This is a genomic window from Olivibacter sp. SDN3, from assembly GCF_014334135.1.
GTDB lineage: Bacteria > Bacteroidota > Bacteroidia > Sphingobacteriales > Sphingobacteriaceae > Olivibacter.
On sequence record NZ_CP060497.1, the window covers coordinates 1,947,402 to 1,972,158 of the forward strand.

At 39.8% G+C, this 24,757-nt stretch carries 36 protein-coding genes; 34 read left to right on the forward strand and 2 right to left on the reverse strand.

The annotated features are described in order from the left end of the window. Nucleotides 1-124: 124 nt before the first annotated feature. Entirely contained in the window at nt 125-598 is a 474-nt protein-coding gene (locus tag H8S90_RS07930) for a DUF4920 domain-containing protein (RefSeq protein WP_187342025.1), read from the forward strand. 43 nt (nt 599-641) lie between these two features. On the opposite strand, the gene H8S90_RS07935 is transcribed toward H8S90_RS07930, so the two are convergent. Beyond that, complete coding sequence (locus H8S90_RS07935; protein ID WP_187342026.1) at nt 642-2,108, reverse strand: glycine--tRNA ligase; 1,467 nt, start codon at nt 2,106-2,108, stop codon at nt 642-644. 290 nt (nt 2,109-2,398) lie between these two features. Here H8S90_RS07935 and H8S90_RS07940 point away from each other — a divergent pair, with 290 nt between their 5' ends. The 4 genes from H8S90_RS07940 to gldG all read left to right on the forward strand — a co-directional run bounded on the left by H8S90_RS07940 (nt 2,399) and on the right by gldG (nt 7,269). After that, nucleotides 2,399-3,325, forward strand: a complete 927-nt coding sequence (locus H8S90_RS07940) for a glycerophosphodiester phosphodiesterase family protein (RefSeq protein WP_187342027.1) — start codon at nt 2,399-2,401, stop codon at nt 3,323-3,325. Nucleotides 3,326-3,359: 34 nt separating this feature from the next. After that, nucleotides 3,360-4,067, forward strand: a complete 708-nt coding sequence (locus tag H8S90_RS07945) for an ABC transporter ATP-binding protein (protein ID WP_187342028.1) — start codon at nt 3,360-3,362, stop codon at nt 4,065-4,067. A 97-nt stretch (nt 4,068-4,164) separates the two neighbouring features. Then, nucleotides 4,165-4,752 carry a hypothetical protein gene (locus H8S90_RS07950; RefSeq protein WP_187342029.1) on the forward strand — a complete coding sequence of 196 codons (588 nt, stop codon included), beginning with the start codon at nt 4,165-4,167 and terminating at the stop codon, nt 4,750-4,752. Between the two features lie 99 nt (nt 4,753-4,851). Next, nucleotides 4,852-7,269, forward strand: coding sequence for a gliding motility-associated ABC transporter substrate-binding protein GldG (gldG, locus tag H8S90_RS07955; protein WP_370525688.1), 2,418 nt, complete (start codon nt 4,852-4,854; stop codon nt 7,267-7,269). Here gldG and H8S90_RS07960 read toward each other — a convergent pair. Next, nucleotides 7,266-8,765: a succinate CoA transferase gene (locus H8S90_RS07960; RefSeq protein ID WP_187342030.1), complete on the reverse strand. Its 1,500-nt coding sequence runs from the start codon at nt 8,763-8,765 to the stop codon at nt 7,266-7,268. The genes gldG and H8S90_RS07960 overlap by 4 nt on opposite strands. A gap of 180 nt (nt 8,766-8,945) precedes the next feature. Between H8S90_RS07960 and H8S90_RS07965 the strand changes: the two genes are divergently transcribed. From H8S90_RS07965 to rpsK, 29 genes are all read left to right on the forward strand, one after another. After that, a complete protein-coding gene (locus tag H8S90_RS07965; RefSeq protein ID WP_187342031.1) occupies nt 8,946-9,755 on the forward strand; it encodes an AraC family transcriptional regulator in 810 nt (269 codons plus the stop codon). Between the two features lie 55 nt (nt 9,756-9,810). Next, nucleotides 9,811-10,935, forward strand: coding sequence for a DNA polymerase III subunit beta (gene dnaN / locus H8S90_RS07970; protein ID WP_187342032.1), 1,125 nt, complete (start codon nt 9,811-9,813; stop codon nt 10,933-10,935). A gap of 61 nt (nt 10,936-10,996) precedes the next feature. Then, nucleotides 10,997-11,659, forward strand: coding sequence for a DedA family protein (locus H8S90_RS07975; RefSeq protein ID WP_187342033.1), 663 nt, complete (start codon nt 10,997-10,999; stop codon nt 11,657-11,659). 188 nt (nt 11,660-11,847) lie between these two features. Then, nucleotides 11,848-12,465 (forward strand): 50S ribosomal protein L3, encoded by a 618-nt coding sequence (gene rplC, locus H8S90_RS07980; RefSeq protein WP_187342034.1) that lies wholly within the window; start codon nt 11,848-11,850, stop codon nt 12,463-12,465. A 4-nt stretch (nt 12,466-12,469) separates the two neighbouring features. Further along, nucleotides 12,470-13,099, forward strand: a complete 630-nt coding sequence (rplD, locus tag H8S90_RS07985) for a 50S ribosomal protein L4 (protein WP_187342035.1) — start codon at nt 12,470-12,472, stop codon at nt 13,097-13,099. A 1-nt stretch (nt 13,100) separates the two neighbouring features. Continuing rightward, on the forward strand, nt 13,101-13,391 hold the full coding sequence (rplW, locus tag H8S90_RS07990; RefSeq protein ID WP_187342036.1) for a 50S ribosomal protein L23: 291 nt from the start codon (nt 13,101-13,103) through the stop codon (nt 13,389-13,391). Between the two features lie 6 nt (nt 13,392-13,397). Next, the gene (gene rplB / locus H8S90_RS07995; protein WP_187342037.1) at nt 13,398-14,222 is read left to right on the forward strand and encodes a 50S ribosomal protein L2; all 825 of its coding nucleotides are present in this window, start codon (nt 13,398-13,400) and stop codon (nt 14,220-14,222) included. Beyond that, nucleotides 14,222-14,488 (forward strand): 30S ribosomal protein S19, encoded by a 267-nt coding sequence (gene rpsS / locus H8S90_RS08000; RefSeq protein WP_013665004.1) that lies wholly within the window; start codon nt 14,222-14,224, stop codon nt 14,486-14,488. Before rplB ends, rpsS begins: the two co-directional genes overlap by 1 nt. A 6-nt stretch (nt 14,489-14,494) precedes the next feature. Next, nucleotides 14,495-14,929: a 50S ribosomal protein L22 gene (rplV, locus tag H8S90_RS08005; protein ID WP_187342038.1), complete on the forward strand. Its 435-nt coding sequence runs from the start codon at nt 14,495-14,497 to the stop codon at nt 14,927-14,929. Nucleotides 14,930-14,938: 9 nt separating this feature from the next. Further along, entirely contained in the window at nt 14,939-15,736 is a 798-nt protein-coding gene (gene rpsC / locus H8S90_RS08010; RefSeq protein WP_187342039.1) for a 30S ribosomal protein S3, read from the forward strand. Nucleotides 15,737-15,794: 58 nt separating this feature from the next. Then, nucleotides 15,795-16,217 (forward strand): 50S ribosomal protein L16, encoded by a 423-nt coding sequence (gene rplP, locus H8S90_RS08015; protein ID WP_013665007.1) that lies wholly within the window; start codon nt 15,795-15,797, stop codon nt 16,215-16,217. A gap of 111 nt (nt 16,218-16,328) precedes the next feature. Beyond that, nucleotides 16,329-16,559: a 50S ribosomal protein L29 gene (gene rpmC, locus H8S90_RS08020; protein WP_187342040.1), complete on the forward strand. Its 231-nt coding sequence runs from the start codon at nt 16,329-16,331 to the stop codon at nt 16,557-16,559. A 12-nt stretch (nt 16,560-16,571) separates the two neighbouring features. Next, nucleotides 16,572-16,826: a 30S ribosomal protein S17 gene (gene rpsQ, locus H8S90_RS08025; RefSeq protein ID WP_187342041.1), complete on the forward strand. Its 255-nt coding sequence runs from the start codon at nt 16,572-16,574 to the stop codon at nt 16,824-16,826. A 1-nt stretch (nt 16,827) separates the two neighbouring features. Then, nucleotides 16,828-17,196 (forward strand): 50S ribosomal protein L14, encoded by a 369-nt coding sequence (rplN, locus tag H8S90_RS08030; RefSeq protein ID WP_187342042.1) that lies wholly within the window; start codon nt 16,828-16,830, stop codon nt 17,194-17,196. A 2-nt stretch (nt 17,197-17,198) separates the two neighbouring features. Continuing rightward, entirely contained in the window at nt 17,199-17,525 is a 327-nt protein-coding gene (gene rplX / locus H8S90_RS08035) for a 50S ribosomal protein L24 (protein ID WP_187342043.1), read from the forward strand. Continuing rightward, on the forward strand, nt 17,525-18,091 hold the full coding sequence (gene rplE / locus H8S90_RS08040; protein WP_187342044.1) for a 50S ribosomal protein L5: 567 nt from the start codon (nt 17,525-17,527) through the stop codon (nt 18,089-18,091). Before rplX ends, rplE begins: the two co-directional genes overlap by 1 nt. Next, on the forward strand, nt 18,084-18,353 hold the full coding sequence (gene rpsN / locus H8S90_RS08045; RefSeq protein ID WP_187342045.1) for a 30S ribosomal protein S14: 270 nt from the start codon (nt 18,084-18,086) through the stop codon (nt 18,351-18,353). The genes rplE and rpsN overlap by 8 nt, the downstream gene beginning before the upstream one ends. A gap of 158 nt (nt 18,354-18,511) precedes the next feature. Beyond that, a complete protein-coding gene (rpsH, locus tag H8S90_RS08050) occupies nt 18,512-18,910 on the forward strand; it encodes a 30S ribosomal protein S8 (protein ID WP_187342046.1) in 399 nt (132 codons plus the stop codon). 18 nt (nt 18,911-18,928) lie between these two features. Then, nucleotides 18,929-19,483, forward strand: coding sequence for a 50S ribosomal protein L6 (gene rplF / locus H8S90_RS08055; RefSeq protein ID WP_187342047.1), 555 nt, complete (start codon nt 18,929-18,931; stop codon nt 19,481-19,483). A 5-nt stretch (nt 19,484-19,488) separates the two neighbouring features. Next, the gene (gene rplR / locus H8S90_RS08060; RefSeq protein ID WP_187342048.1) at nt 19,489-19,842 is read left to right on the forward strand and encodes a 50S ribosomal protein L18; all 354 of its coding nucleotides are present in this window, start codon (nt 19,489-19,491) and stop codon (nt 19,840-19,842) included. A gap of 13 nt (nt 19,843-19,855) precedes the next feature. Further along, a complete protein-coding gene (gene rpsE / locus H8S90_RS08065) occupies nt 19,856-20,374 on the forward strand; it encodes a 30S ribosomal protein S5 (protein ID WP_187342049.1) in 519 nt (172 codons plus the stop codon). 5 nt (nt 20,375-20,379) lie between these two features. Further along, on the forward strand, nt 20,380-20,559 hold the full coding sequence (gene rpmD, locus H8S90_RS08070) for a 50S ribosomal protein L30 (protein ID WP_187342050.1): 180 nt from the start codon (nt 20,380-20,382) through the stop codon (nt 20,557-20,559). A 153-nt stretch (nt 20,560-20,712) separates the two neighbouring features. Further along, nucleotides 20,713-21,159, forward strand: a complete 447-nt coding sequence (gene rplO, locus H8S90_RS08075; RefSeq protein WP_187342051.1) for a 50S ribosomal protein L15 — start codon at nt 20,713-20,715, stop codon at nt 21,157-21,159. 4 nt (nt 21,160-21,163) lie between these two features. After that, nucleotides 21,164-22,498: a preprotein translocase subunit SecY gene (gene secY, locus H8S90_RS08080; protein WP_187342052.1), complete on the forward strand. Its 1,335-nt coding sequence runs from the start codon at nt 21,164-21,166 to the stop codon at nt 22,496-22,498. 17 nt (nt 22,499-22,515) lie between these two features. Continuing rightward, complete coding sequence (map, locus tag H8S90_RS08085) at nt 22,516-23,301, forward strand: type I methionyl aminopeptidase (protein WP_187342053.1); 786 nt, start codon at nt 22,516-22,518, stop codon at nt 23,299-23,301. 74 nt (nt 23,302-23,375) lie between these two features. Then, nucleotides 23,376-23,594, forward strand: coding sequence for a translation initiation factor IF-1 (infA, locus tag H8S90_RS08090; RefSeq protein WP_013665023.1), 219 nt, complete (start codon nt 23,376-23,378; stop codon nt 23,592-23,594). Nucleotides 23,595-23,751: 157 nt separating this feature from the next. Further along, nucleotides 23,752-23,868: a type B 50S ribosomal protein L36 gene (gene ykgO / locus H8S90_RS08095; protein WP_013665024.1), complete on the forward strand. Its 117-nt coding sequence runs from the start codon at nt 23,752-23,754 to the stop codon at nt 23,866-23,868. Nucleotides 23,869-23,965: 97 nt separating this feature from the next. Then, nucleotides 23,966-24,343: a 30S ribosomal protein S13 gene (gene rpsM, locus H8S90_RS08100; RefSeq protein WP_187342054.1), complete on the forward strand. Its 378-nt coding sequence runs from the start codon at nt 23,966-23,968 to the stop codon at nt 24,341-24,343. A 16-nt stretch (nt 24,344-24,359) separates the two neighbouring features. Next, complete coding sequence (rpsK, locus tag H8S90_RS08105; RefSeq protein ID WP_187342055.1) at nt 24,360-24,749, forward strand: 30S ribosomal protein S11; 390 nt, start codon at nt 24,360-24,362, stop codon at nt 24,747-24,749. Nucleotides 24,750-24,757 lie beyond the last annotated feature (8 nt).

The following is a 24,757-nucleotide window of genomic DNA, read 5'->3' on the forward strand; positions in this document are numbered from 1 at the left end:
TCGGTAGGGATGCTCTTTTATTTGAAACATCATGCTTTTTGTCTAAGTTTGTTTCTATAACGATCGATCATATGAACTGTTCATGGTTAACATTTCATTTTACCCGAGAATTAAATATTTACGAATGAAAACAATATTGGTTTTACTGTTGATGTCCTGCTCGTTCATAACTTATGCTCAGGATACGATTCCGTCTGCTGAACCTGGTGCTATGTATGGGAAGGAAGTAACCGAAGGTAATGCGATAACCGTGAGCAATCTCGAGAAGAAACTGCAAGTAGACAGCTTATATCAGGGACAGATTGAAGGGACAGTTGTAGAAGTATGTAAGAAGAAAGGCTGCTTTATGCAGTTGAAGCGTGAAGATGTAGATGATCCTATACTAGTAAGATTTAAAGATTACGGATTCTTTATGCCGCAAAATATTGTGGGAAGGACGGTGTTGATACAAGGGATAGCAAAGGTTAAAGAGACCTCGGTAGAGCGTCAAAAGCATTGGGCACAAGATGCGGGCAAAAAACCTGATGAGATTGCAGGAATAACCGCTCCTAAACGGGATATCGAAATTATGGCCGATGGAGTAATGGTCTTGAAATAATCGAAAAAGGACATTTCTCCTTTTTCGATTATGATGTGCTGTTTTACAGCAGTTCTTTTAACAGGTTTTTCCAGCCAACGGTTTTCTCCAAGAGGTTTTCCAATTCATTGATGGCAATACGTTCCTGCTGCATATTATCTCTGTGACGAACAGTAACCGTGTTGTCCGTTAAACTTTGATGGTCTATAGTGATACAAATCGGCGTTCCTATAGCATCTTGTCGACGATAACGTTTCCCTATAGCATCTTTCTCTTCATAAATAATGTTATAATCTACTTTGAGCAGGTTCATCACTTCCCGAGCTTTTTCAGGCAGTCCGTCTTTTTTTGTTAAAGGGAATACTGCGGCTTTAATAGGAGCTAGTACTGGGTGCAGGCGTAATACCGATCTGGAGTCTTTTTTCTCCCCCGTGCTCAGGTCTTCTTCTTCGTAGGAGTTACATAACGTGGTTAAGAACATCCGATCTAAACCGATGGAGGTTTCGATAACGTAAGGGACATAATTCTGGTTAATTTCCGGATCAAAATATTGCATTTTTTTGCCAGAAAACTTTTGATGCTGACTTAAATCAAAATCTGTGCGGGAATGTATACCTTCTACTTCTTTAAAGCCAAAAGGAAATTCGTATTCAATATCTACTGCAGCATTGGCATAGTGGGCTAACTTGACATGGTCATGATAACGGTATTTGGATCCTTCCGGTTTAAGTGCAAGGTGCCATTTCAGCCGAGCTTCCTTCCATCTATTATACCATTCTATTTCCGTGCCAGGACGTACAAAAAATTGCATTTCCATCTGCTCAAACTCACGCATGCGCATAATGAATTGTCGTGCAATGACTTCATTTCTGAAAGCTTTACCAATTTGCGCGATACCAAACGGAATCTTCATTCTCCCGGTCTTCTGTACGTTCAAGAAGTTTACAAAAATACCTTGCGCTGTTTCAGGACGTAAGTAAACTTCATCTGAACCTTCGGCCATTGCTCCCATCTGCGTACTGAACATGAGATTGAACTGACGTACTTCGGTCCAGTTTTTTGTGCCAGAAACAGGGCAAACAATGTTATATGTTTCAATAATGGTTTTCAGACGGGCTAAATCGTCATCGCTAAGCGCTTGATCTAGTTCTGCCTGTAAAGCTGATGCTTTTTCTGTTTTTCCATCTTTTTCATAACGGGCAATTTTATCTTCAATGAGTTGGTCTGCACGGTAACGCTTTTTAGAATCCTTATTGTCTATCATTGGGTCGTTGAAGCCATCTACATGCCCCGAAGCCTTCCATATTTTAGGATGCATAAAGATAGCTGAATCGATCCCAACGATGTTTTCATTCAACTGCACCATGGCCTTCCACCAATACATTTTAATGTTGTTTTTCAGTTCAGCACCCAGCTGCCCATAGTCGTAAACGGCACTTAATCCATCGTATATTTCGCTTGATGGAAAAACAAAACCATACTCCTTGGCATGTGATATAACATTTTTAAAAAGTTCGTCGTTCGTTTTCATTAAAAATTAAAGTATATATTATTTCAAAGGGTCAAAACACCTAAAAGGCAAACCTAATATAAAATTCTTACATTTCGAGAGCTTGACGTATTGAAAGTATCTTTTTTTAAGAATAGTGTTATTTTTTGTAAAAGATTGCGATTGTTTTGGTTTGCAAATAGTTTGTCGATAATTTTGTAGACATTATTCATTATCTATTTATAACATTGTCTTTATTATGCCCTCAGTGCAACCCTTATTGAAGGTCTAGCAGGAGGAGTCTAATTGCTGTTAAAAAGTAAATTACCTCAATGAAAAACATTTTCTACCTTAATATATATGTATATTTATTAATCGGGGCGTGCTCCTTTTCAACTGCTAACAGTGATCGTTATAACACGTCGTGGCAGATAAAACTGAAATCTACAGATGATCTTTATCGCTTTCTAACGTATCACGAGCAGAGGGTTCCATTGGTGAGTGCGCATAGGGGCGGACCCGAACCGGGTTATCCTGAGAATGCTATTGAGACCTTTGAGCGGAGCGCTAGCAAACAACCATTAATTATCGAGTGTGATATAGCCTTGAGTAAAGATTCCGTGCTGGTAATGATGCACGATGATAAATTGGACAGAACAACTACCGGCGAAGGCTTTGTGCATGACTATACGTTAAATGAGCTGAAGCAGCTTCACCTGAAGGATAATGAAGGGAAAGAGACAACATTTAGTATTCCTACTTTGGATGAAGTACTTAATTGGGGAAGAGGTAAAGTGATTTTTACTTTAGATGTCAAGCGGAGTGTGCCCCTGGCCTTGGTCGTTGATGCGGTAAAGCGGAATAAAGCTTCGGCATATTCGGTGATTATTACATACAATGCAACGCAGGCCTCGGAGGTTTACCAGATTGCGCCAGATTTGATGATCTCCGCGAGTATAAAAAAAATTGACGATTTAATAAGACTCGATGATTATGGTATTCCTGACAATAGGCTGTTGGCTTTTGTAGGCGTAAGTGAACCAGATACCTTGTTGTATAAGCAATTGCATGAACATGGCATTATGTGTATAATAGGTACTATGGGCAACCTCGATAATCGTGCAAAACAGCGTGGCGATGATCTCTATTATAAACTGATAACACGTGGAGCAGATATTATTTCCACCGATAGGCATCATGAAGCGGGTGTCCAACTTGCTAGATATCGTAAAGACCATCAGCTTACTTTACCGAAATAATGAAATCTAAGTGAAAAAGTGTTAAACCTTTATTATGTCATTAACCGTAACGCATGTAACCAAAAAATATGGAAAAGACTGTGTGGTGAACGATATCTCTTTTGATCTGAGAAACAATGAGGTTGTCGGTTTTCTTGGCCCAAATGGTGCAGGAAAATCAACTATTATGAAAATGATTACAGGTTATTTGAGGCCAGATAAAGGGGTGATTAGGGTAAACGGAATGGACGTTCGCAAGGAAACCCTTGAGGTGAAGAAACTAATTGGTTATCTTCCGGAAAACAACCCTCAATATGCTGATATGTATGTTGTGGAGAATTTACAGTTTTTAGCGGATATACACCAAATCAACGATGTAAAAAAAAGGATAAACGACGTACTTGAGGCTGTAGGGTTTATGGAAGAAAAGAGAAAAAAGATAAAACAGCTATCAAAAGGATACAGGCAGCGTTTAGGTATTGCACAGGCATTGCTTCACAATCCTCCTATATTAATTCTCGATGAACCTACTTCAGGGCTCGATCCGAACCAATTGCAGGGAATACGGCAGTTAATACGAAAACTTGGAAAGGAGAAACTAGTCATTTTTTCGACACATATCATGCAGGAAGTAGAAGCGGTTTGCGAATCGGTAATGATGATAAACAAAGGAGAAATAGTTGCGGGATTTCCGCTGAACAAAATGCCGGAATTGTTTGATGGGAAAGGTTTGGAGGCAATTTTTAGTGAGTTGACAAGTTGATTATAGGAAGTTTTGATGAGGAATAAACATTATGGCATGCTTTATGTTAATTAATCTAGTATAATTAACAAAATTAGGTAATTAACAATTGAAAACTATGAAACGTTTATTTTTATTTTCTGTATTCTTATTAAGTGGCTTTCTGGCTGTTAACGCGCAAAATGTAGACGTTAATCGACCGCAAACATCAGAGAGCGTAGGATTAGCACCTATTCAGCGAGGAAACTGGATGGTAGGTGGTAGCATTGGTTCTCTAGGATATAACTTTAGTTCAGAAACATTTAATATCAATATTGAACCTAGAGCAAGTTATTTCGTTTCTGATGGTATTGCAATAGGTTTAACTTTGGGCGGAGGGTTAGCCACCAGAAAGGAAGCCGATAATATTTGGAATTATAAATTAGCACCACACGTAAGGTATTTTTTTCCTGAGGGATCTTCGTCAACTGGGCGTTTCTTTGGTGAAGGTGAAGTGGGTATTGGTGGATCTACAGCTACTTCAGATGTAGCTTTCCTAGCAGGTATAAAAGCTGGTTACGCACATTTTATCACTAGAAGTGTAGCGTTAGAAGCTGCTTTAGGGTATACGTATTCAAAAGCAGATATCTCTTCATCTAACTCTATTTCAGGACTAGGTGTTAGCTTAGGTTTCCAGATTTATCTTCCTGGACAAGGTAATAGATAGTAGTTGATTACTAAAACAAAAAAGGTGTCTTCTGACCAGAAGACACCTTTTTTGTTTTAGTCCGTTTTTTTATACCTTCGGCTAGTTTTTACCTAAATAATGGCAAGTTCCGTGTATAGTGTCTATAGAAAAGATATTTCTACTTATTTTAACTCCCTTGTTGGATATATAACCATCGGCTTATTTTTACTTGTTACCGGACTTTTTCTATGGGTTTTCCCCGAAACCAGCATCATTCACCATGGTTATGCATCACTGGAGAGCTTCTTTGCACTTGCGCCCTATATTTTTATGTTTTTAATACCCGCAATAACTATGAAAAGCATTGCGGGAGAGAAAAGTGAGGGAACTTATGAATGGCTAATAACAAAACCAATTACAACTGGTCAATTGATAGTGGCAAAATATTTGAGTAGCTTAACAATTGTTGTCCTAGCTATTATTCCTACTTTTATTTATTACGTAAGCATTTATTTACTTGGAGCGCCTAAAGGAAATATTGATACGGGAGCAGTTATTGGATCCTATATAGGACTATTTTTGCTAGGTGCTGTTTTTACCGCTATCGGTATACTTATATCCGCGCTAAGTAACAACGTAATTGTTGCCTTTTTAATCAGTGCTTTTCTTTCTTTCTCAATTTTTATAGGCTTTGATTTTGTAGCAGACCTCATGGTGGAAGGTTTATCCGATGTATGGCTTTTTTTAGGAATGAATAGTCATTATCAATCGGTAAGCAGGGGGGTGCTGGATCTCCGTGATTTTGTTTTTTTTCTAAGCTATATCGTATTTTTTTTATTATTAACCTACTGGTGCATGTCAGACAATCGCCAGACGCTGAACACTATTGGTAGACGATTGATAGGGGTAATTGCTATTGCCGGCGTACTTAATTATTTGGTTTCTTTTTTTTTCTTAAGAATTGATTTTACTGCTGAAAAAAAACACACTTTATCTCCTATTTCTAAGCAAGTGTTGCAGACGCTAACGGATGAGCTTCAGATTGCCGTTTTTCTTGACGGAGATCTTCCTGTGGGCTTTAAACGCTTACGAGATGCAACAAAAGATTTAATGGTTGATTTGAAAATTTATGCGGGTGGCCACGTGAAATATACGTTTATCAACCCTTTGGAAGAAGGGAGTGCAGATGGGGAAGACTTTGCAAGAGCATTGATCAACCGAGGTATAGAACCTACTCAACTAAGTGTAAAAACCGAAGGAGGATTAATGCAAAAGGTTATTTACCCAGCAGCGGTCTTAATATATGGAGATGAGGAATTGCCTATTTATCTCTTGCAAAACAATCGGTTTGTAAATGCCGAAGAAGCGTTGAACAATTCGCTTCAAAATTTGGAATATACGTTTATCAACGCGATTAAGAAACTTACATCAGGAGGTAGGCCTATTATTGCATTTACGGAGGGTCACGGTGAATTGAATGATATGCAGCTATATGATGCCATGCACAGCCTCGCCGGTAGTTATCAGGTCGGGCGGTTAAACCTGGATTCCGTAAGCTTGGCTACTTTGGAGCAGATAAGTACTATCGTGGTTGCGCGACCACAATATGAATTCGCTGAGTTGCATAAATTTAAACTTGACTATTTTGTGCAGCATGGAGGAAAAGTGCTGTGGGCAATTAATCAAACGCAAGCAGACTTAGATAGCTTGCGTACTTCAGGTGAGCAAGTGGCAGTTGGTAGAAAGCTGAATCTTGACGATATGTTGTTTAAATATGGCGTTCGGTTAAACTATAATTTAGTAGTCGATTTGAATTGTGCACAAATCCCATTAAGTGTAGGCAATATTGGTGGGGCAAGTCAATTTCAGCTTGTTCCTTGGGTATACCATCCGATATATATACCTCAATCAGCACACCCTATTGTAAAAAATATTGATGCTATAAAAGGAGCGTTTGTAGGAACCATTGATACGCTTTCCGTTACGGAAATTCAGAAGCAAACCATTTTAAGCACTTCTTCTTTTAGCAAAGAAGTTCATCTCCCCACAGTTATTTCACTGGAAATGGTTTCCAAGGAACCTCATCCCGAAGAATTTCGAGAAGAACCAAGGGTGGTTGGGGTAGTTCTTGAGGGAATTTTCCCGTCAATTTTTGCTAATCGCCCTATACCCGTTGGGCTACTCGAAAGTACCTTAATCCAATCAAACAACAAAGAGGTGTTGGCAAATAAAATGGTCGTTTTGGCTGATGGAAATATACTAAAGAATGAAATTAACGTAGAGGAAAATGTGCCTTACAACCTAGGTTGGGACCGCGCTACCCGGCAACAGTACGGAAACAAAACATTTTTTCTCAATGTTATTGATTACCTAAATGATGATAGCCAGATCATTTCACTCCGGGAAAAAGAGGTCAAATTACGACTATTGGATAAAACACAGCTTAAACAGCGGAAGTTTTATTGGCAGTTTGTTAACCTAGGTGCCCCACCTTTATTATTGATACTCCTGGGTATTATGCAACAATATCTCCGGAAGCGCAAGTTTGCACATTAATTTTCCCGTTTCATGGAACCTGTTTCCCTAAAACGGGTATGCCAGCTGAAAGCTTCAGCTAACAGATGTGGTGTTTGTCCTCCTACCTCTTTTACCGCCCTTTCGAAATAAGCGCGCAACTCTTCTTTATAATCAGGATGAACGCAGTTTTCAATGATGAGGGGTGCTCGTTCTCGAGGAGCTAAACCCCTTAGATCAGCATAACCGATATCGGTAACCACGATATCTACATTATGTTCGTTATGGTCCACATGCGATACCATTGGTAAGACGTGCGAAATACGGTTTTCTTTGGAAGCTGCCTGTGTTACAAATATACTCATGTGGGCATTCCGCGCAAAATCGCCCGATCCTCCAATGCCATTCATCATATGCGTGCCACCGATGTGTGAAGAATTTACATTGCCGTAAATATCAAATTCGATGGCAGTATTGATACCAATAATGCCCAACCTTCTGATTACCTCTGCCGAATTGCTGATGCTCTGTGGGCGTAAAACAATTTTATCCTTATATTTTTTGAGATGTTTAAAAACCCGGTCGTAACAAGTTGTTGATACCGTGATAGAAGCTGCAGAAGCAAAGGTTAATTTACCGCTATCGATCAGGTCGAAAGCGCTATCTTGCAGCACTTCAGAAAACATCGTGAGGTTTTCAAAATCCGATTGTGCTAAACCTGCTAAAACGGCATTCGCTACTTTTCCAATACCCGCCTGTAAAGGCCTGAGCGATTTGGTTAATCTGCCCTGGGCGACTTCATTGTTGAAAAATGCAATAAGATGATTGGCTATAGCGGCTGTTTTTGTGTCAATTATGGCAATATCAGCAGGACTGTCTTGTTTATTACTGAATACGATGGCGACAATTTTTTCGAGATCAATTGATATCGTTTTAGAACCGATCCTATCGTTGGGATTATAGATGTCAATGGCTTTCCTTTCGGGATATGGAGCGGGAATATAGACGTCATGTAAGCCATAAACATCAGTGGTTATCGCAGTATTTAATTCTACAATCACCTTTTTTGCTCTTTGGGCAAAAATCGGTGAATTTCCAACAGATGTTGTAGGCACAATTTCACCGTTTGCAGTGATGTAAGCGGCTTCGATAATTGCGATATCAATGTCGGGAAGCTGGCGGTCTGTAAGTAGCTCACTGGTTTCACTCAAGTTTTGGTCGACAAAGATAACATCTCCACTATTAATAGCAGCCCGAAGAACTTTATCTACCTGAAAAGGCATACGTCTTTTGAGAATACCAGCATTTGTTAACTTTGCATCGGTATCATGCCCTAGTGAAGCTCCCGTTAAAAGTGTAATTTGTATGGGATTTACTTGGTTTCGCTTGGCTAGTGCCGGGAGGATAATTTTGCTATCTCCCGCTTTTGTGAAACCACTGGAGGCAACAATATCGTTGTCGCGGAAAAAGTCTAAGGCTTTTTCCACTGTTGTTACCTTATGATGTAAGCCAGACGCTTGAATTCTGTCGAGATGCATGTCGATGAGTTTAGTAAGGGTTAATAAAGTTAGCTATAAATATTTCTATATGCTGCAATTATACTATATTTAACCGCTAGGGGTTTATTATTGATAGCCATAGTTTTATTCTTAATTGTCAAACAACGATTTTACATGATAATCGGAAGCGCGTGTGTCCGTATTTTTACACTAGATGTTATGAATGAAAAATACTACATTGTAGACGTTGATAGAAAACAGGAGACTATATATTGTTATCACAATCAAATGGGAGAAAAACTAATCCCAAGCCATAGTCATAAGAAAGGACAATTCTTGTATACAGAAGGAGGAGTGGTGTTTGTAAAAACAATGGAGAAATCATACTTCCTGCCGGCAAGACATTATATGTGGATTGCGCCTGGTGTTGAGCATAGCATTCACCCTAGCTCTCCTCAGGTAATTATGCGAAATCTCTATTTCCCCATCTATCCAGAGGAAGATGCGTTTTACTTTAACACCAGTATACACCCGGTAAACGACCTGCTATTAGAGCTGATGTTATTTACCAATCGATGGAATGGCCATATTGAACCTTCTGATAAATCGTCATTTACCATAGTAGAAGCGATAAAAATGCTCTTACCGCAAGTGAGTAATTTTTCACTTCCGCTCGAACTTCCCCTGGCGAAAGATAAGCGGTTGAAAGCATTGGTAGCTTACTTAGAGGAAAATTTAAGCAAGGATATTCTTTTTAATGAAATTGCTAGTCTGTTTGGTTTCAGTCCGCGTTCCTTATCCAGATTATTTCAGAAAGACTTGGGGATGTCATTTATTCAATATCTAACTGCATTGCGCATGTTGAAGGCTTTACAGTATCTGCTGGAAAAATCATTAACAGTTAATGAGGTGGCGCTGCAGGTGGGATACAATAGTTTGCCAACTTTTAGCAATACTTTTCAGAAGTTGATCGGTGTAAGGCCAAGTGAGTATGTGAAAATGAATACACCCGGCCTTCACAACTCATAACTTTTTTTAACTTTCTCCATTCTTTTTATTATCATTGCGCTTATATTTGACAGACATGAGATTCATAGTTTCTACTTCAACTTTACTTAAACAATTGCAGGCTGTAAATGGTGCTTCTAGCAGTAGCACGGTATTGCCTATTTTAGAAAATTTTTTGTTTGAAATTAAAGACAATGGATTAACTATTTCAGCCACAGATTTGCAAACCAGCATGATCACGTCTTTGCAAGTGGAGTCAAAAGAAGAGGGGAAAGTAGCTATTCCTGCAAAAATCCTAATAGAAACCTTGAAAACGTTACCTGACCAACCGATTGCTTTTTCTGTGGATATGCAAACTTATGCCATTGAAATTAGCGCCGGGGATGGTAAATATAAGTTAAGTGGAGAAAATGCTGAAGATTTTCCAAAGATTCCGGTAGTTGAAAACCCTTCTTCGGTAAGTGTTCCCGCATCAGTGCTTGCTGAAGCGATTAATAAAACAATTTTTGCGGTGAGTAATGATGAATTACGGCCAGCAATGACCGGAGTGCTTTGTCAGCTAACACCGCAGAATACAACCTTTGTTGCAACAGACGCTCATAAACTGGTGCGCTATAGAAGGTCGGATGTTCGTTCTGAAAACGTTGCCTCCATGATTCTTCCCAAAAAAGCATTAACATTGCTTAAAAGCTCCCTTCCTTCTGACGATGTCGATGTGGCCGTTGAATATAATAATACGAGCGCTTTCTTCAAATTTGGCAATATACATTTAATCTGTAGATTGATTGATGAGCGTTACCCCGATTATGAGGCAGTAATACCTCAAGTGAACCCTAATAAATTAACGATTGACCGGGTACTTCTTTTAAATTCATTACGTCGAGTAGTTATTTTCGCAAACAAAACAACGCATCAGGTTCGTTTGAAAATTACAGGTAGTGAATTGCATATCTCTTCAGAAGATTTAGATTTCTCTAATGAGGCGCACGAAAGATTGAGCTGCCAGTATGAAGGAGAAGATACCGAAATAGGCTTTAATGCCAAATTTTTGATTGAAATGTTAGGGAATTTGGAATGTGAAGAAGTGGTGTTGGAGATGAGCACGCCGAATAGAGCGGGTTTGCTTTTGCCGTCTGTTGAGGAGGAAAATGAGAATATTCTCATGCTGGTTATGCCAGTTATGCTCAACAGTCCTAATTAGCCTTAGCTAGCGGCTAAAGGATATATTGAATGAATTACCCTTTTTTTAATTGATAACATCTGTGGAAATAATCACCTCTGTAATAGACTTTATCTTACACATTGATAAACATCTAGTGGAAATTGTGAATGATTATCAAACGTGGACATACCTGATTTTATTTCTGATTATTTTTGCAGAAACCGGTTTAGTTGTAACGCCTTTCTTGCCTGGAGATTCTCTGTTGTTTGCCGCGGGCGCTATCATTGCAAAACCGGAGACGGATCTTCAGATTTTTGTAATGTGCGGACTGCTCATTATCGCAGCTATTTTAGGAGACCTGGTAAACTACCATATAGGTAAATATGTAGGGCCAAAAGCCTTTAGTGGAAAATACAAATTGCTGAAGAAAGAATACCTGGAAAAGACACAGCAGTTTTACATCAAACACGGAGGCAAAACAATTATCTACGCGCGCTTTATACCGATTGTACGTACGTTTGCTCCTTTTGTTGCTGGTATCGGTACAATGAGTTACAGCAGATTTGCCTCGTATAACGTTATTGGAGGAATTATCTGGGTTGTTGCATTTTTGTTTTTGGGATACTATTTCGGTGGTTTACCCGTTATAAAGAACAACTTTACTTATGTAATATTTGCTATTATATTATTATCCGTATTACCTGCGGTGGTTGAAATGTTTCGAGGGAAAAAAGAATCTCGACGGCAACCGGCCGAAGAATAAAAGGTGATATCTTACTATACCTTAAGATTTCTGTTGCGAGTTAAATGCATCTCTAGCATTAAAAAAAATAATTCGCTAAGTATTTGATAGTTAAAGGAAGTTTCCTATCTTTGCCGTCCCTTTATGGGATTACTATGTCTTGAACGAAGCCCTACTGCTTCGATGGGCAATAAAAGAAATTAAAGAAAATGTCAGGAATTATTGGAAAAAAAGTAGGAATGACCAGCATTTTCGATGCCGGCGGGAAGAATATTCCCTGTACGGTAATTGAAGCTGGCCCGTGCGTGGTAACGCAGATACGCACGGAAGAGAATGACGGTTATGCAGCAATCCAGCTGTCTTTCGACGAAAAGAAAGAGAAGAACACAGCCGCATCACTGAAAGGGCATTTCGCGAAAGCGAAAACAACGCCTAAGCGTAAGTTGGTAGAATTTGAGGTATTCCCTGAAGAGAAGAACCTTGGAGATGTAGTGACGGTTGATATTTTCGCAGAAGGCGATTATATTGATGTCGTGGGTACTTCCAAAGGTAAAGGTTTCCAGGGCGTTGTGAAACGTCACGGTTTCGCTGGTGTAGGTGGCCAAACTCATGGTCAGCACAACCGCATGCGTGCACCGGGTTCATTAGGTGCTTCATCTTGGCCTTCTCGCGTATTCAAAGGTATGCGTATGGCCGGCCGCACTGGTGGCGACCGCGTTAAGGTTCAAAACTTACAAGTGTTGAAAGTGTATCCAGAGCAGAACCTGCTAGTCGTTAGTGGTTCGGTTCCCGGAGCAAAGGGTTCTTACGTAATCGTAGATAAATAAGAAGATGGAAGTACAAGTTTTAAACATTTCAGGTAAAGAAACAGGTGCCAAGGTGCAACTTCCTGAAGCGGTATTCGGTGTAACGCCTAACGATCACGCTATTTATTTAGACGTAAAACAGTATCTGGCCAACCAACGTCAAGGTACACACAAATCTAAACAACGTAATGAGATCGCAGGCTCGACGCGCAAATTACACAAACAAAAAGGTACTGGTGGAGCTCGTGCCGGCAGTATTAAATCACCTTTGTTCAATGGTGGTGGTCGTATTTTCGGTCCTCAGCCCCGTGATTATAGCTTTAAGTTAAACAAAAAGTTGAAAGCGGTTGCTCGTAAATCTGCTTTAAGTTACAAAGCGCAAGAAAACAACATTTTAATTTTAGATGATGTGAATTTCGATTCGATCAAGACTAAAAACTATGTAAAGCTTATTGCTGACTTGAATGTAGCTAACGAAAAAACCTTATTGGTTTTACCAGCGTTGAACAAGAATGTTTATTTATCAAGCAGAAATTTGAAGAAGACGAAAGTGATTACAGCTGCAGATATCAATACATATGACGTATTGAATGCAAGCAAACTTTTGTTAACTGCAGATACTGTTAAAACATTGGAGGAGGCATTTGCTAAGTAACATGGAGATTTTAAAGAAACCCGTATTGACAGAAAAAGCATCGATTTTAACAGAAAAATCTAATCGCTATGCTTTTAAAGTGGATCATAGAGCCAATAAATTGCAGATTAAAGCTGCTGTTGAACAGATGTTCGGGGTGAACGTTGCTGCTGTAAACACCATGGTTGTTTGCGGAAAAACCAAAAGCCGTTACACTAAAGCAGGTAATATCACAGGCCGTGCTCCTAAATATAAGAAGGCCATCATTACGTTAAAGGATGGTGAAACAATTGACTTTTACAGTACTATATAATTAAAAATGGCAGTTAAAAGATTCAAACCGGTTACTCCTGGTACTCGCTTCAGAGTTGGAGCAGACTATTCTGATGTAACCACCAACGTTCCTGAAAAGTCGTTGGTTGTAAAGATCAAGAAATCTGGGGGTAGAAATAATACCGGTAAAATGACTATGCGTTATCTCGGTGGGGGACATAAGAAATCATACCGATTGATAGATTTTAAACGCGATAAAAAGGATGTCCCCGCTAAAGTGGCTACTATAGAGTATGATCCTAACCGTACCGCACGTATTGCGTTGTTAAATTACGCCGACGGTGAGAAGCGTTACATTATTGCTCCGGAAGGATTGCAAGTTGGACAAACCATTGTAGCAGGCGAAAATGTAGCACCCGAGATAGGGAATACCTTACCGCTAAAAAATATCCCTTTAGGTTCTATTATTCATAATATTGAATTAAATCCAGGACAAGGGGGATCTATAGCCCGTAGTGCAGGAACTTATGCGCAACTATCGGCACGTGATGGAAAGTATGCTATTATCAAATTGCCTTCAAGTGAAACACGGATGATCTTGGCGAGTTGTGTAGCTACCATCGGAGCTGTTTCCAATCCTGAAAAAGCTAATCAAGTATTAGGAAAAGCGGGTAGAAAGCGTTGGTTAGGCCGTCGTCCTCGTGTTCGTGGTGTTGCTATGAACCCGGTTGATCACCCAATGGGTGGTGGTGAAGGCAGAGCTTCAGGAGGTCATCCACGTTCACGCACAGGGGTATTAGCGAAAGGTTACAAAACCCGCTATAAGAAAAAAACATCGAATCGTTACATCATTGAGAGAAGGAAAAAATAATGGCTCGTTCAATAAAAAAAGGTCCTTATATTGATCATAACTTAGAGAGAAAAGTTCTTTCTATGAATGAAACCAACAAGAAATCAGTTGTTAAAACTTGGTCGCGTAGATCTATGATTTCTCCAGATTTTGTTGGTCATACCTTCGCAGTTCATAACGGAAATAAATTTATTCCGGTGTATGTAACCGAGAATATGGTTGGCCATAAATTAGGAGAGTTTGCTCCAACCAGAACATTTAGAGGTCACGCTGAAAAGAAAAAATAATAGGCAATGGAAGCAACAAATAAAGTAAAGAAGAAAAAATCTGTACTGATAAGAGAGCAAAAAGAACAGGCACAGAAGGGTGGCGCTTCTACTGCCAAATTATTGAACTGCCCAACGTCTCCACGGAAAATGCGTTTGGTAGTAGATCTTATCAGAGGTGAAAAAGTTGAGAAAGCATTGTATATATTGAAGTATACAAATAAAGAGGCAGCCGGTAGAGTTGAAAAATTATTATTATCAGCGATTAAGAACTGGGAAGCTAGCAACGAAGATAAACGCGTTGAAGACAGTGAACTTTATGTAAAGGAAGTTTCTGTCGGAGGCGGTCGTCAATTAAAAAGATTAAGACCTGCACCGCAAGGCCGTGGTTATAGAATCCGTAAGCGTTCGAACCATGTAACCCTTGTTGTTGACAGCAAAACTACTGAACCACAAAACTAATTAGGAGAAATGGGACAAAAAGCACATCCAATAGGTAACAGATTAGGAATCATCAAAGGTTGGGATTCTAACTGGTTCGGTGGCAACAACTACTCCGATAAATTAGTTGAAGATGAGAAAATCAGAAAGTATCTTTCTGTTCGTATCGCTAAAGGTGGCGTAGCTAAAGTTGTTATCGAGCGTACATTGAAACGCATTACTGTAACGATTCATACGGCGCGCCCGGGTATTGTTATCGGTAAAGGCGGACAGGAAGTTGATAAAATCAAGGAAGAGCTTAAAAAGCTTACCAAAAAAGACGTTCAGATTAACATCTTTGAGATCAAACGTCCTGAGCTAGACGCTCAATTAGTCGCAGATGGTGTGGCGAAGCAATTAGAGGCTCGTATATCATTTCGTCGTGCGATGAAAACAACCATTGCGTCAACTATGCGTATGGGAGCGGAAGGTATCAAAATTATGTGTTCCGGTCGTTTGGGAGGAGCTGAAATGGCGCGTACCGAACAGTACAAAGAAGGTCGAATTCCATTGCATACTTTTCGTGCTGACATCGACTATGCTTTAACAGAAGCACACACAACCTATGGTAAAATAGGTGTTAAAGTATGGATTTGTAAGGGCGAAGTTTACGGTAAGCGTGATTTATCTCCAAATGTAGGTCAGGGTAACGTTAAAGGTAGAGGCGAAGGAGCCGGTAACTTTGGCGGTGATCGTAATAGGGGAGGCAACGACCGTAGAGGAGGAAGAAATGATCGTAGAGGTGGACGTGGCGGTAACCGCAGCGGCGCCGGTAGAGGGAAAAACTAATTTAGGTATCATGAAAGTGCTGCCTTTGGCAGCGTTTGATTAATCATATTAAAACACAATGTTACAGCCAAAAAGAACGAAGTTCAGAAAGATGCAGAAGGGCCGTATGAAGGGTAATGCCGGACGCGGTGCTGAATTGGCTTTCGGATCTTTCGGTATAAAATCATTAGAACCGGCATGGATTACCAGCCGTCAGATTGAAGCGGCTCGTATTGCGGTTACCCGTTATATGAAACGTGAAGGTCAAGTTTGGATCCGTATTTTTCCTGATAAGCCCGTAACTAAAAAGCCTGCTGAGGTTCGTATGGGTAAAGGTAAAGGTGCACCAGAGTACTGGGTAGCTGTAGTTCGCCCAGGCCGCATGTTATTTGAAGCAGAAGGCGTTCCTTTGGAAGTTGCCAAAGAAGCTTTACGCTTAGCTGCACAAAAATTGCCGGTACAAACTAAGTTTGTAATACGTAGAGATTACGTAGAAGCATAAATCGTCTAGCCCACCATTTGTTGGTGGGCCTGCCGTTACCAGGCCCACGTCATTTGATATGATATTTAATTATAACATTTGGTATAAAAGACAATACACTGAAATAAGAAAATGAAGAATTCAGAAATCTTAGAACTATCAAAAGAGGACTTAGTAGCCCGTATCGCTGAAGAGAAGGCAGGCCTCAACAAGTTGAAATTTGCTCATGCTGTTTCTGCTATAGAAAATCCATTGCGGATCAATGCCGCCAGAAAAGTAATTGCTCGTTTGCAAACAGAACTTTCTGCACGCAAAAACGCAGAAAAAAAACAAGCACAGGAAGCAGCCGCTGAAGCACAATAATTTTAAGTCGAAATGGAAAGAAATTTAAGAAAAACAAGAATCGGCTTGGTAGTAAGCAACAAAATGGATAAGTCCATTGTAGTGGCTGTTGAGCGTAAAGTAAAACACCCTATTTATGGTAAATTCGTAAAGAAAACTACCAAATTCAAAGCTCATGACGAAGCAAACACCTGTGGTATCGGCGATACGGTGTTGATTATGGAAACTCGTCCGCTGAGTAAAACTAAAAATTGGAGATTAGTTGAAATTTTAGAAAGGGCTAAGTAACATGGTACAACAGGAATCAAGACTGACAGTTGCCGATAACAGTGGAGCTAAAGAAGTTTTAGTGATCCGTGTGTTAGGCGGTACCGGTAAGCGCTATGCATCATTAGGAGACAAAATTGTTGTAACCGTTAAAAGTGCTATCCCTGCCGGAAATATCAAAAAAGGAACAGTATCTAAGGCTGTAGTAGTTAGAACAAAAAAAGAAGTACGTCGTAAAGATGGTTCTTATATTCGTTTTGACGATAATGCGGCCGTATTATTAAATAATCAAGATGAGCCTCGTGGAACACGTATCTTTGGCCCAGTTGCCAGAGAATTGCGTGAGAAGCAGTTCATGAAAATTGTATCATTAGCACCGGAGGTTTTATAAAAATGGGACAGATTAAATTAAAAATCCGTAAAGGCGATTTGGTACAGGTGATTGCCGGTGATTCGAAAGGAACACAAGGTAAGGTTTTAGAAGTGATCGTAGATAAAAATAGAGCAATTGTTGAAGGCGCTAATTTAGTTTCGAAACACACTAAACCTAATGCGGCCAACCCTAACGGTGGTATAATAAAAAAAGAAGCACCAATTCACATTTCTAACTTAGCGTTGATAGACCCTAAATCGGGTAAAGTTACCCGCGTTGGTCGTCAGAAAAACAGCGAAGGTAAGTTAGTACGTGTGGCAAAAAAATCAGGGGAGGAGATTAAGTAATGACTTACGTACCAAGATTAAAAAGTAAATATAACGAAGAAATTCGTACTGCACTGAAAGAAAAGTTTCAGTATAAGAGTGTAATGCAAGTTCCTAAGTTGGTGAAAATTTCGCTTAATCAGGGAGTTGGTGGTGCTACTACCGACAAGAAGTTGATCGAAACAGCTATCAATGAAATGACAACGATTACCGGACAACAGGCAGTTGCGGCAAAATCTAAGAAAGATATTTCTAACTTTAAGTTGCGTAAAGGTATGCCCGTAGGTGTACATGTTACTTTGCGTGACAGTAAGATGTATGAGTTCTTAGATCGTTTAATAGCAGTTGCGTTACCTCGTATCCGTGATTTTAAAGGAATCAACGATAAGGGTTTTGACGGTAGGGGCAACTACACCATGGGCGTTACAGAGCAGATTATCTTCCCGGAAATAAATATTGATAAAATCAGTAAAATTATGGGTATGGATATTACCTTTGTAACCACCGCTCAAACAGATGTAGAAGCGTTGGAATTGCTTAAACAATTCGGTTTACCATTTAAAAATCAAAATACAACTAATGGCTAAAGAAGGAATTAAAGCACGCGAAGTAAAGCGTGCCAAGTTGGTTGCAAAATACGCTGAGAAGCGTGCTGAATTAAAAGCAGCCGGTGATTATGAAGCATTAGATAAATTACCAAAAAATGCATCCCCAGTACGTTTACATAACCGTTGTAAGCTTACAGGACGGCCTAAAGGTTACATGCGCCAGTTTGGCATCTCTCGTGTAACTTTCCGTGAAATGGCTTTAGCGGGTAAGATCCCAGGGATAAAGAAGGCTTCTTGGTAGTTTAACTGAGTTTTACGTTTACGTGATTAGTTAATAAGTTTAGTGTAAGCGGACTTTTGACGAGCGTTTACGTAAATTTATTACTTAATAACAAATATTAACAGATAGCAGGTCTGCTACTATGAGGTAAAGGAAACCACTATCACTATTTATAACAAATGAACACAGATTCAATAGCAGATTACCTTACACGAGTAAGGAATGCCATTAAGGCCAACCACAGGGTTGTTGAAATTCCTGCATCAAACCTTAAAAAGGAAATCACAAAGGTTCTTTTTGATAAGGGTTACATTACGAACTATAAGTTTGAGGATTCCAATGTTCAGGGCGTAATCAAAATAGCTTTGAAATATCATCCAATAACCAAAGTTCCTGCTATTCGCACATTGACCCGTGTGAGTAAACCAGGTTTAAGAAAGTATGCAGGTGTTGAAACTATGCCCCGGGTTTTAAATGGATTGGGAATTGCCGTCTTATCTACATCGAAGGGTGTAATGACAGATAAAGAGGCCAAAAACCTGAACGTCGGTGGTGAGGTTTTATGTTACGTTTATTAATCAGGAGGAAAACACACAATGTCAAGAATTGGAAAAGCGCCTATCGCTATCCCTGCAGGTGTTACCGTTACGGTGTCTGACAAGAACTTAGTAACTGTAAAAGGTCCAAAAGGGGAATTAACACAAAATGTAGATTCGGCCATTACCGTAGTTCAAGAAGACGGTAATATCGTTGTTAAGCGTCCTACCGATAACAAGAACCATAAGTCATTGCATGGATTATATCGTGCCTTGATTAATAATATGGTTGTTGGTGTTACCGAAGGATATAAAACTACTCAAGAATTAGTTGGGGTAGGATACCGTGCAAGCCATCAGGGAAGCACGTTGGATTTAGTTTTAGGATATTCTCACCACATCGTAATGGTATTACCTAAGGAAGTAAAAGTTACAACTACTTCGGAAAAGGGTAAGAATCCTACGATTACGTTAGAGTCGATCGATAAGCAATTGATTGGTCAGGTAGCGGCGAAAATCCGTTCATTACGTGCACCAGAACCTTACAAAGGAAAAGGTATCAAATTTGCTGGTGAAGTATTAAGAAGAAAAGCAGGTAAATCAGCTAAAAAATAATCATCATGGCAGGAAGTAAATTATCTCGCAGAGAGCGAATCAAAAAAGGGATCAGAAAACGTTTGACCGGTTCTGCAGAGCGTCCTCGTCTTTCTGTATATAGAAGCAATAAAGGCATCTATGCACAGGTTATCGATGATGTTGCTGGTAAAACCCTAGTTTCTGCATCCTCTTCGTCAAAAGACTTTAGCGCCGATGGCACTAAGGTTGAACAGTCTAAAGCAGTAGGCAAGTTACTTGCCGAAAAAGCGAAAGCAGCAGGAATTAACCAAGTAGTTTTTGACCGTAACGGTTATTTGTACCACGGGCGTGTGAAATCGTTGGCAGATGGTGCACGTGAAGGCGGTTTAGACTTTTAATTAAAACAGAGAGATGTCAGTAAATAGTATTAAAAGAGTAAAATCAAGCGAAATTGAATTAAAGGATCGTTTGGTTAGCATTCAACGTGTTGCCAAGGTTACCAAAGGTGGTCGTACCTTCAGTTTCTCAGCCATCGTAGTGGTAGGTGATGAAAACGGAGTTGTCGGTTACGGTTTAGGAAAAGCCAAGGAAGTTACGGAAGCCATTGCCAAAGGTGTTGATGATGCTAAAAAGAATTTAGTTAAAGTTCCCATTATTAAAGGTACTGTGCCTCACGCACAGTTAGGTAAATATTCTGGTGGATCTGTACTGATTAAACCAGCGGTTCACGGTACTGGTGTATTAGCAGGTGGTGCTATGCGTGCGGTATTGGAAAGCGCAGGGGTAACAGATGTATTGGCAAAATCTACAGGTTCTTCTAACCCACACAATGTTGTAAAAGCTACAATCGATGCGCTGACCAAAATGCGCGACGCTTATACAGTGGCTCAGCACCGTGGTGTAGATTTGAACAAAGTATTTAATGGATAAGCATTATGGCGAAAATAAAAATCACTCAGATTAAGAGCGTTATCGACAGAAGCGAGCGCCAGAAGAAAACAATGCAGGCATTAGGTTTAACAAAAATCAATAAGTCTGTAGAAGTTGAAGCTACACCGGCAATTATCGGTATGGTTAGAAAAGTTAACCATTTAGTAGCTATAGAGAGTTTGTAATTCATATTGTCTTTAAGAGCTGCTGCCCTACTATTACGACGCCTTATGGGAAATGATATTTAGCGCAGTGGCTAATAAAGATGATGGAAGAAGTTTAATCGTTCTCCCTGATTAGTGAAAGCGAAGGGGAACACAACACAAGTTTATCATATCATGAACTTATCTAATCTAAAACCTGCAGCAGGTTCTGTAAAAAGTAGAAAACGTATCGGTCGCGGTACAGGCTCCGGTCGTGGTGGTACTTCTACCCGTGGGCATAAAGGCGCTGGCTCTCGTTCCGGACATAGCACTAAAATAGGTTTCGAAGGCGGACAAATGCCACTTCAAAGACGTGTGCCTAAAGTCGGGTTTAAAAATCCAAATCGTGTAGAATATGTAGGTATCAATTTGGACGTATTGCAAAGTTTGGCGGAAAAGTATAACTTAACAGTTGTTGATTTTGATACGTTAAAAGAGCATGGATTGGTGTCCAGAAAAGATTTAATAAAAATACTTGGACGCGGGGAAATAAAAACCAAACTAGAAGTTAAAGCACATGCATTCTCTGCTACTGCACAAAAAAATATAGAAGCTGCAGGCGGATCGATCGTAAAACTTTAATTAAATGAAGAAGCTAATCACAACCTTAACCAATATTTGGAAAATTGAAGATTTAAGAACGCGTATTTTAAATACGCTTCTATTTCTTTTAATTTACCGTGTAGGTTCTCATATAGTGTTGCCAGGCGTAGACCCGAGTTCGTTGGATCAGGAAGCGAAAGATGGTATATTAGGATTGCTTAACATGTTTGCTGGAGGGTCTTTTTCCCGTTCGGCAATTTTTGCTTTAGGGGTAATGCCATATATCTCTGCGTCTATCGTGGTTCAGCTTCTAGGGATTGCCGTGCCATACTTCCAGAAACTACAAAAAGAAGGAGAAAGTGGGCGTAAAAAGATGACGCAAATTACCCGCTATCTCACCTTAGCCATCACACTTGTTCAAGCTGTAGCCTATGTTAGGTCTCAGATTAGCCCTGAAGCTAAAACAATGGATGAACCGTTCTTTACGATCTTGTCTACTTTCATTCTAACTGCAGGTACAATGTTTGTTATGTGGCTGGGAGAGAAAATAACTGACAAAGGAATAGGAAATGGTATTTCGTTGATTATTATGGTCGGGATTATCGCACAATTGCCTAGTGGTTTATTAAGTGAGTGGGCTTCTCGTATGGATGGTCATGGAGGGTTAATTCCTTTCATTGTGGAGATTGCGGCATTGTTCTTCGTGGTAGTCTTTACCATTCTCATCGTTCAAGGGGTACGTAAGATTCCCGTGCAATATGCAAAGAAGATTGTTGGGAATAAGCAGTATGGGGGAGTTCGTCAGTATATCCCGTTAAAGGTAAATTCTGCCGGGGTGATGCCTATTATTTTTGCCCAAGCAATTATGTTTGTGCCCACCACAATGGCGCAGTTCTTTCCAAACCTTCAATCGTCATTCTTGACATCTTTGAGCAATTTTACGTCGGTAGCTTATAACGTAACCTTCGCTTTTTTGATTATTGCTTTTACGTTTTTCTATACAGCCATCATGGTAAACCCACAGCAAATGGCTGATGATATGAAAAAGAATGGCGGCTTTATACCAGGTGTAAAACCTGGTGTGGCAACCAGCGGTTATATTGACGGCGTTATCTCGAAGATCACCTTGCCGGGCTCGATATTTCTGGCAATCATTGCTATCCTTCCAGCAATAGCAAGTTTGCTTGGAGTGAACAGTCAGTTTGCTCACTTCTATGGTGGTACTTCATTATTAATATTAGTAGGTGTTGTATTAGATACTTTACAGCAGATCGAAAGCCATTTGTTAATGCGTCATTACGATGGATTAATGAAAACAGGCCGTGTGAAAGGGCGCGGAACCGCTGTATCCAGTGGCGTAGCTGATCCTACTATATAATAGCGTAATAGTGCATAATGTCGAAAGTAATTTATAAGTCTGAAGAAGAGATAGAGTTAATACGCAAGAGTGCTGATGTGCTTTCTCGTACATTGGCCGAAATTGCAAAAGAAATAAAACCGGGAGTAAAAACTATTCGATTGGATAAATTAGCATTTGATTTCATCCATGATAATGGCGGAACTCCCGCTTTTTTAAACTATAATGGATTTCCTTATTCGCTGTGTATTTCGGTAAACGACCAGATCGTGCATGGTTTCCCAAGCGATTATACGTTGAAGGATGGTGATATTATCAGTGTAGACGGGGGAGTGGTATTAGCAGGATATATCAGTGATTCTGCATATACTTTTGCTGTAGGGCAAATAAGTGAGGAGGTCGAGAGCCTGCTAACAGTAACTAAGGAGAGTTTACGTATAGGTGTGGAACAAGCTGTTGTTGGAAAGCGAGTAGGAGATATATCGTACGCTATACAGTCTTACATACAGCAGTACGGCTATGGTATAGTTAAAGAGTTGGTAGGGCATGGTGTGGGGGTAAAGCTTCATGAGAAACCTGAAGTTCCAAACTACGGACAGCGTGGGAAAGGTAGTAAACTGGAACGCGGGATGGTTGTAGCCATAGAACCCATGGTAAATTTAGGTAAAGCGGGAGTTAAGTTCTGGGATGATGGTTGGACGGTTAGCACAATCGATGCTAAACCCTCTGCACATTTTGAGCACACAGTGGCTATAAATAAGGGGAAACCGGATATTTTAACCACGTTTTCCTATGTTGAGGAAGTTTTAAATAAAAAAGGTTGATAATCAGCAATTTTATTTTTAACTTTGCATCCCTGTTTGTGCAAGGTTTATAAATATATAATAATCAATAACATATGGCTAAACAAGCCTCTATTGAACAAGACGGCGTCATTAAAGAAGCATTATCAAACGCGATGTTTCGTGTAGAATTAGAAAATGGACATGAAATAATAGCGCATATCTCTGGAAAAATGCGTATGCATTATATCAAGATATTACCCGGAGATAGGGTTAAGTTGGAAATGTCTCCATACGATTTAACGAAGGGGAGAATAACCTATAGATATAAATAAGTCATTTACTTAGTTACCGCGTACTTGCTAGGTAGTTAACGATAACAAAACAAGTAGTGGTGGCGATATCTGTTAAAGGTGAAATAGCTCTTCGTGTTGATTAATTTTAATGACGGGGTGTCAGCATAAAAAAAAGAAACAACGAAAATTATAAGAGATGAAAGTTAGAGCATCTATCAAAAAACGTAGCGCTGATTGTAAAATCATTCGCCGTAAAGGGAAAGTGTTTGTAATTAACAAAAAGAATCCTAAGTTCAAGCAACGTCAGGGATAGTAAATTGGAGGTAAAAGGAGAAGGTTAGCATAGCTTGAGGTCGCATACTTGGCTATCCATACCCACAAACCTTTAACTCTTAACCGTAATAATTAATATGGCAAGGATAGCAGGTATAGATTTACCAAGAAACAAAAGAGGAGTAATCGGACTTACTTACATCTTTGGTATCGGTCTTTCGACAGCAAAAAGTATTTTAGCGGAAGCTGGAATCGACGAAGACGTGAAGGTACAGGAATGGACCGATGATCAGTTGACTACCATTCGTAATATCATCAACGATAAAGTAAAAGTTGAAGGGGCATTACGTTCTGAGGTGCAATTAAACATTAAGCGCTTAATGGATATCGGTTGTTACCGTGGTTTGCGTCATCGTAAAGGCTTACCACTCCGTGGGCAGCGTACAAAGAACAATTCGCGTACCCGTAAAGGGAAACGTAAGACCGTTGCTAACAAGAAAAAAGCTACTAAATAATAATTGATACAATACAATGGCTAAAAGTAAAAAAGTAACCAAGAAGCGTATTGTGGTGATTGAACCTGTTGGTCAGGCTCATATCAATGCAACCTTTAACAATATCATTGTAACGTTAACTAATAATCAGGGTCAGACCATTGCTTGGTCTTCTGCCGGTAAGATGGGTTTTAAGGGTTCTAAGAAGAACACCCCATATGCAGCATCGCAAGCAGCGAATGACTGTGGTAAGGTTGCTCATGATTTGGGATTGCGTAAGGTTGAAGTGTTTGTAAAAGGACCTGGAGCTGGACGTGAGTCTGCTATTCGTACCTTACAGACACAAGGCATTGAAGTGACAGCAATCAGAGATATCACTCCACTTCCGCATAATGGTTGTCGTCCACCTAAAAGGAGACGAGTTTAATTAATTAA

What these genes read in the sequence shown, in the direction of transcription:
- H8S90_RS07930 (WP_187342025.1), top strand. Translation starts at nt 125, where the DNA reads ATGAAAACAATATTGGTTTTACTGTTGATGTCCTGCTCGTTCATAACT.
- H8S90_RS07935 (WP_187342026.1), bottom strand. Translation starts at nt 2,108, where the DNA reads ATGAAAACGAACGACGAACTTTTTAAAAATGTTATATCACATGCCAAG.
- H8S90_RS07940 (WP_187342027.1), top strand. Translation starts at nt 2,399, where the DNA reads ATGAAAAACATTTTCTACCTTAATATATATGTATATTTATTAATCGGG.
- H8S90_RS07945 (WP_187342028.1), top strand. Translation starts at nt 3,360, where the DNA reads ATGTCATTAACCGTAACGCATGTAACCAAAAAATATGGAAAAGACTGT.
- H8S90_RS07950 (WP_187342029.1), top strand. Translation starts at nt 4,165, where the DNA reads ATGAAACGTTTATTTTTATTTTCTGTATTCTTATTAAGTGGCTTTCTG.
- gldG (WP_370525688.1), top strand. Translation starts at nt 4,852, where the DNA reads ATGGCAAGTTCCGTGTATAGTGTCTATAGAAAAGATATTTCTACTTAT.
- H8S90_RS07960 (WP_187342030.1), bottom strand. Translation starts at nt 8,765, where the DNA reads ATGCATCTCGACAGAATTCAAGCGTCTGGCTTACATCATAAGGTAACA.
- H8S90_RS07965 (WP_187342031.1), top strand. Translation starts at nt 8,946, where the DNA reads ATGAATGAAAAATACTACATTGTAGACGTTGATAGAAAACAGGAGACT.
- dnaN (WP_187342032.1), top strand. Translation starts at nt 9,811, where the DNA reads ATGAGATTCATAGTTTCTACTTCAACTTTACTTAAACAATTGCAGGCT.
- rplC (WP_187342034.1), top strand. Translation starts at nt 11,848, where the DNA reads ATGTCAGGAATTATTGGAAAAAAAGTAGGAATGACCAGCATTTTCGAT.
- rplD (WP_187342035.1), top strand. Translation starts at nt 12,470, where the DNA reads ATGGAAGTACAAGTTTTAAACATTTCAGGTAAAGAAACAGGTGCCAAG.
- rplW (WP_187342036.1), top strand. Translation starts at nt 13,101, where the DNA reads ATGGAGATTTTAAAGAAACCCGTATTGACAGAAAAAGCATCGATTTTA.
- rplB (WP_187342037.1), top strand. Translation starts at nt 13,398, where the DNA reads ATGGCAGTTAAAAGATTCAAACCGGTTACTCCTGGTACTCGCTTCAGA.
- rpsS (WP_013665004.1), top strand. Translation starts at nt 14,222, where the DNA reads ATGGCTCGTTCAATAAAAAAAGGTCCTTATATTGATCATAACTTAGAG.
- rplV (WP_187342038.1), top strand. Translation starts at nt 14,495, where the DNA reads ATGGAAGCAACAAATAAAGTAAAGAAGAAAAAATCTGTACTGATAAGA.
- rpsC (WP_187342039.1), top strand. Translation starts at nt 14,939, where the DNA reads ATGGGACAAAAAGCACATCCAATAGGTAACAGATTAGGAATCATCAAA.
- rplP (WP_013665007.1), top strand. Translation starts at nt 15,795, where the DNA reads ATGTTACAGCCAAAAAGAACGAAGTTCAGAAAGATGCAGAAGGGCCGT.
- rpmC (WP_187342040.1), top strand. Translation starts at nt 16,329, where the DNA reads ATGAAGAATTCAGAAATCTTAGAACTATCAAAAGAGGACTTAGTAGCC.
- rpsQ (WP_187342041.1), top strand. Translation starts at nt 16,572, where the DNA reads ATGGAAAGAAATTTAAGAAAAACAAGAATCGGCTTGGTAGTAAGCAAC.
- rplN (WP_187342042.1), top strand. Translation starts at nt 16,828, where the DNA reads ATGGTACAACAGGAATCAAGACTGACAGTTGCCGATAACAGTGGAGCT.
- rplX (WP_187342043.1), top strand. Translation starts at nt 17,199, where the DNA reads ATGGGACAGATTAAATTAAAAATCCGTAAAGGCGATTTGGTACAGGTG.
- rplE (WP_187342044.1), top strand. Translation starts at nt 17,525, where the DNA reads ATGACTTACGTACCAAGATTAAAAAGTAAATATAACGAAGAAATTCGT.
- rpsN (WP_187342045.1), top strand. Translation starts at nt 18,084, where the DNA reads ATGGCTAAAGAAGGAATTAAAGCACGCGAAGTAAAGCGTGCCAAGTTG.
- rpsH (WP_187342046.1), top strand. Translation starts at nt 18,512, where the DNA reads ATGAACACAGATTCAATAGCAGATTACCTTACACGAGTAAGGAATGCC.
- rplF (WP_187342047.1), top strand. Translation starts at nt 18,929, where the DNA reads ATGTCAAGAATTGGAAAAGCGCCTATCGCTATCCCTGCAGGTGTTACC.
- rplR (WP_187342048.1), top strand. Translation starts at nt 19,489, where the DNA reads ATGGCAGGAAGTAAATTATCTCGCAGAGAGCGAATCAAAAAAGGGATC.
- rpsE (WP_187342049.1), top strand. Translation starts at nt 19,856, where the DNA reads ATGTCAGTAAATAGTATTAAAAGAGTAAAATCAAGCGAAATTGAATTA.
- rpmD (WP_187342050.1), top strand. Translation starts at nt 20,380, where the DNA reads ATGGCGAAAATAAAAATCACTCAGATTAAGAGCGTTATCGACAGAAGC.
- rplO (WP_187342051.1), top strand. Translation starts at nt 20,713, where the DNA reads ATGAACTTATCTAATCTAAAACCTGCAGCAGGTTCTGTAAAAAGTAGA.
- secY (WP_187342052.1), top strand. Translation starts at nt 21,164, where the DNA reads ATGAAGAAGCTAATCACAACCTTAACCAATATTTGGAAAATTGAAGAT.
- map (WP_187342053.1), top strand. Translation starts at nt 22,516, where the DNA reads ATGTCGAAAGTAATTTATAAGTCTGAAGAAGAGATAGAGTTAATACGC.
- infA (WP_013665023.1), top strand. Translation starts at nt 23,376, where the DNA reads ATGGCTAAACAAGCCTCTATTGAACAAGACGGCGTCATTAAAGAAGCA.
- ykgO (WP_013665024.1), top strand. Translation starts at nt 23,752, where the DNA reads ATGAAAGTTAGAGCATCTATCAAAAAACGTAGCGCTGATTGTAAAATC.
- rpsM (WP_187342054.1), top strand. Translation starts at nt 23,966, where the DNA reads ATGGCAAGGATAGCAGGTATAGATTTACCAAGAAACAAAAGAGGAGTA.
- rpsK (WP_187342055.1), top strand. Translation starts at nt 24,360, where the DNA reads ATGGCTAAAAGTAAAAAAGTAACCAAGAAGCGTATTGTGGTGATTGAA.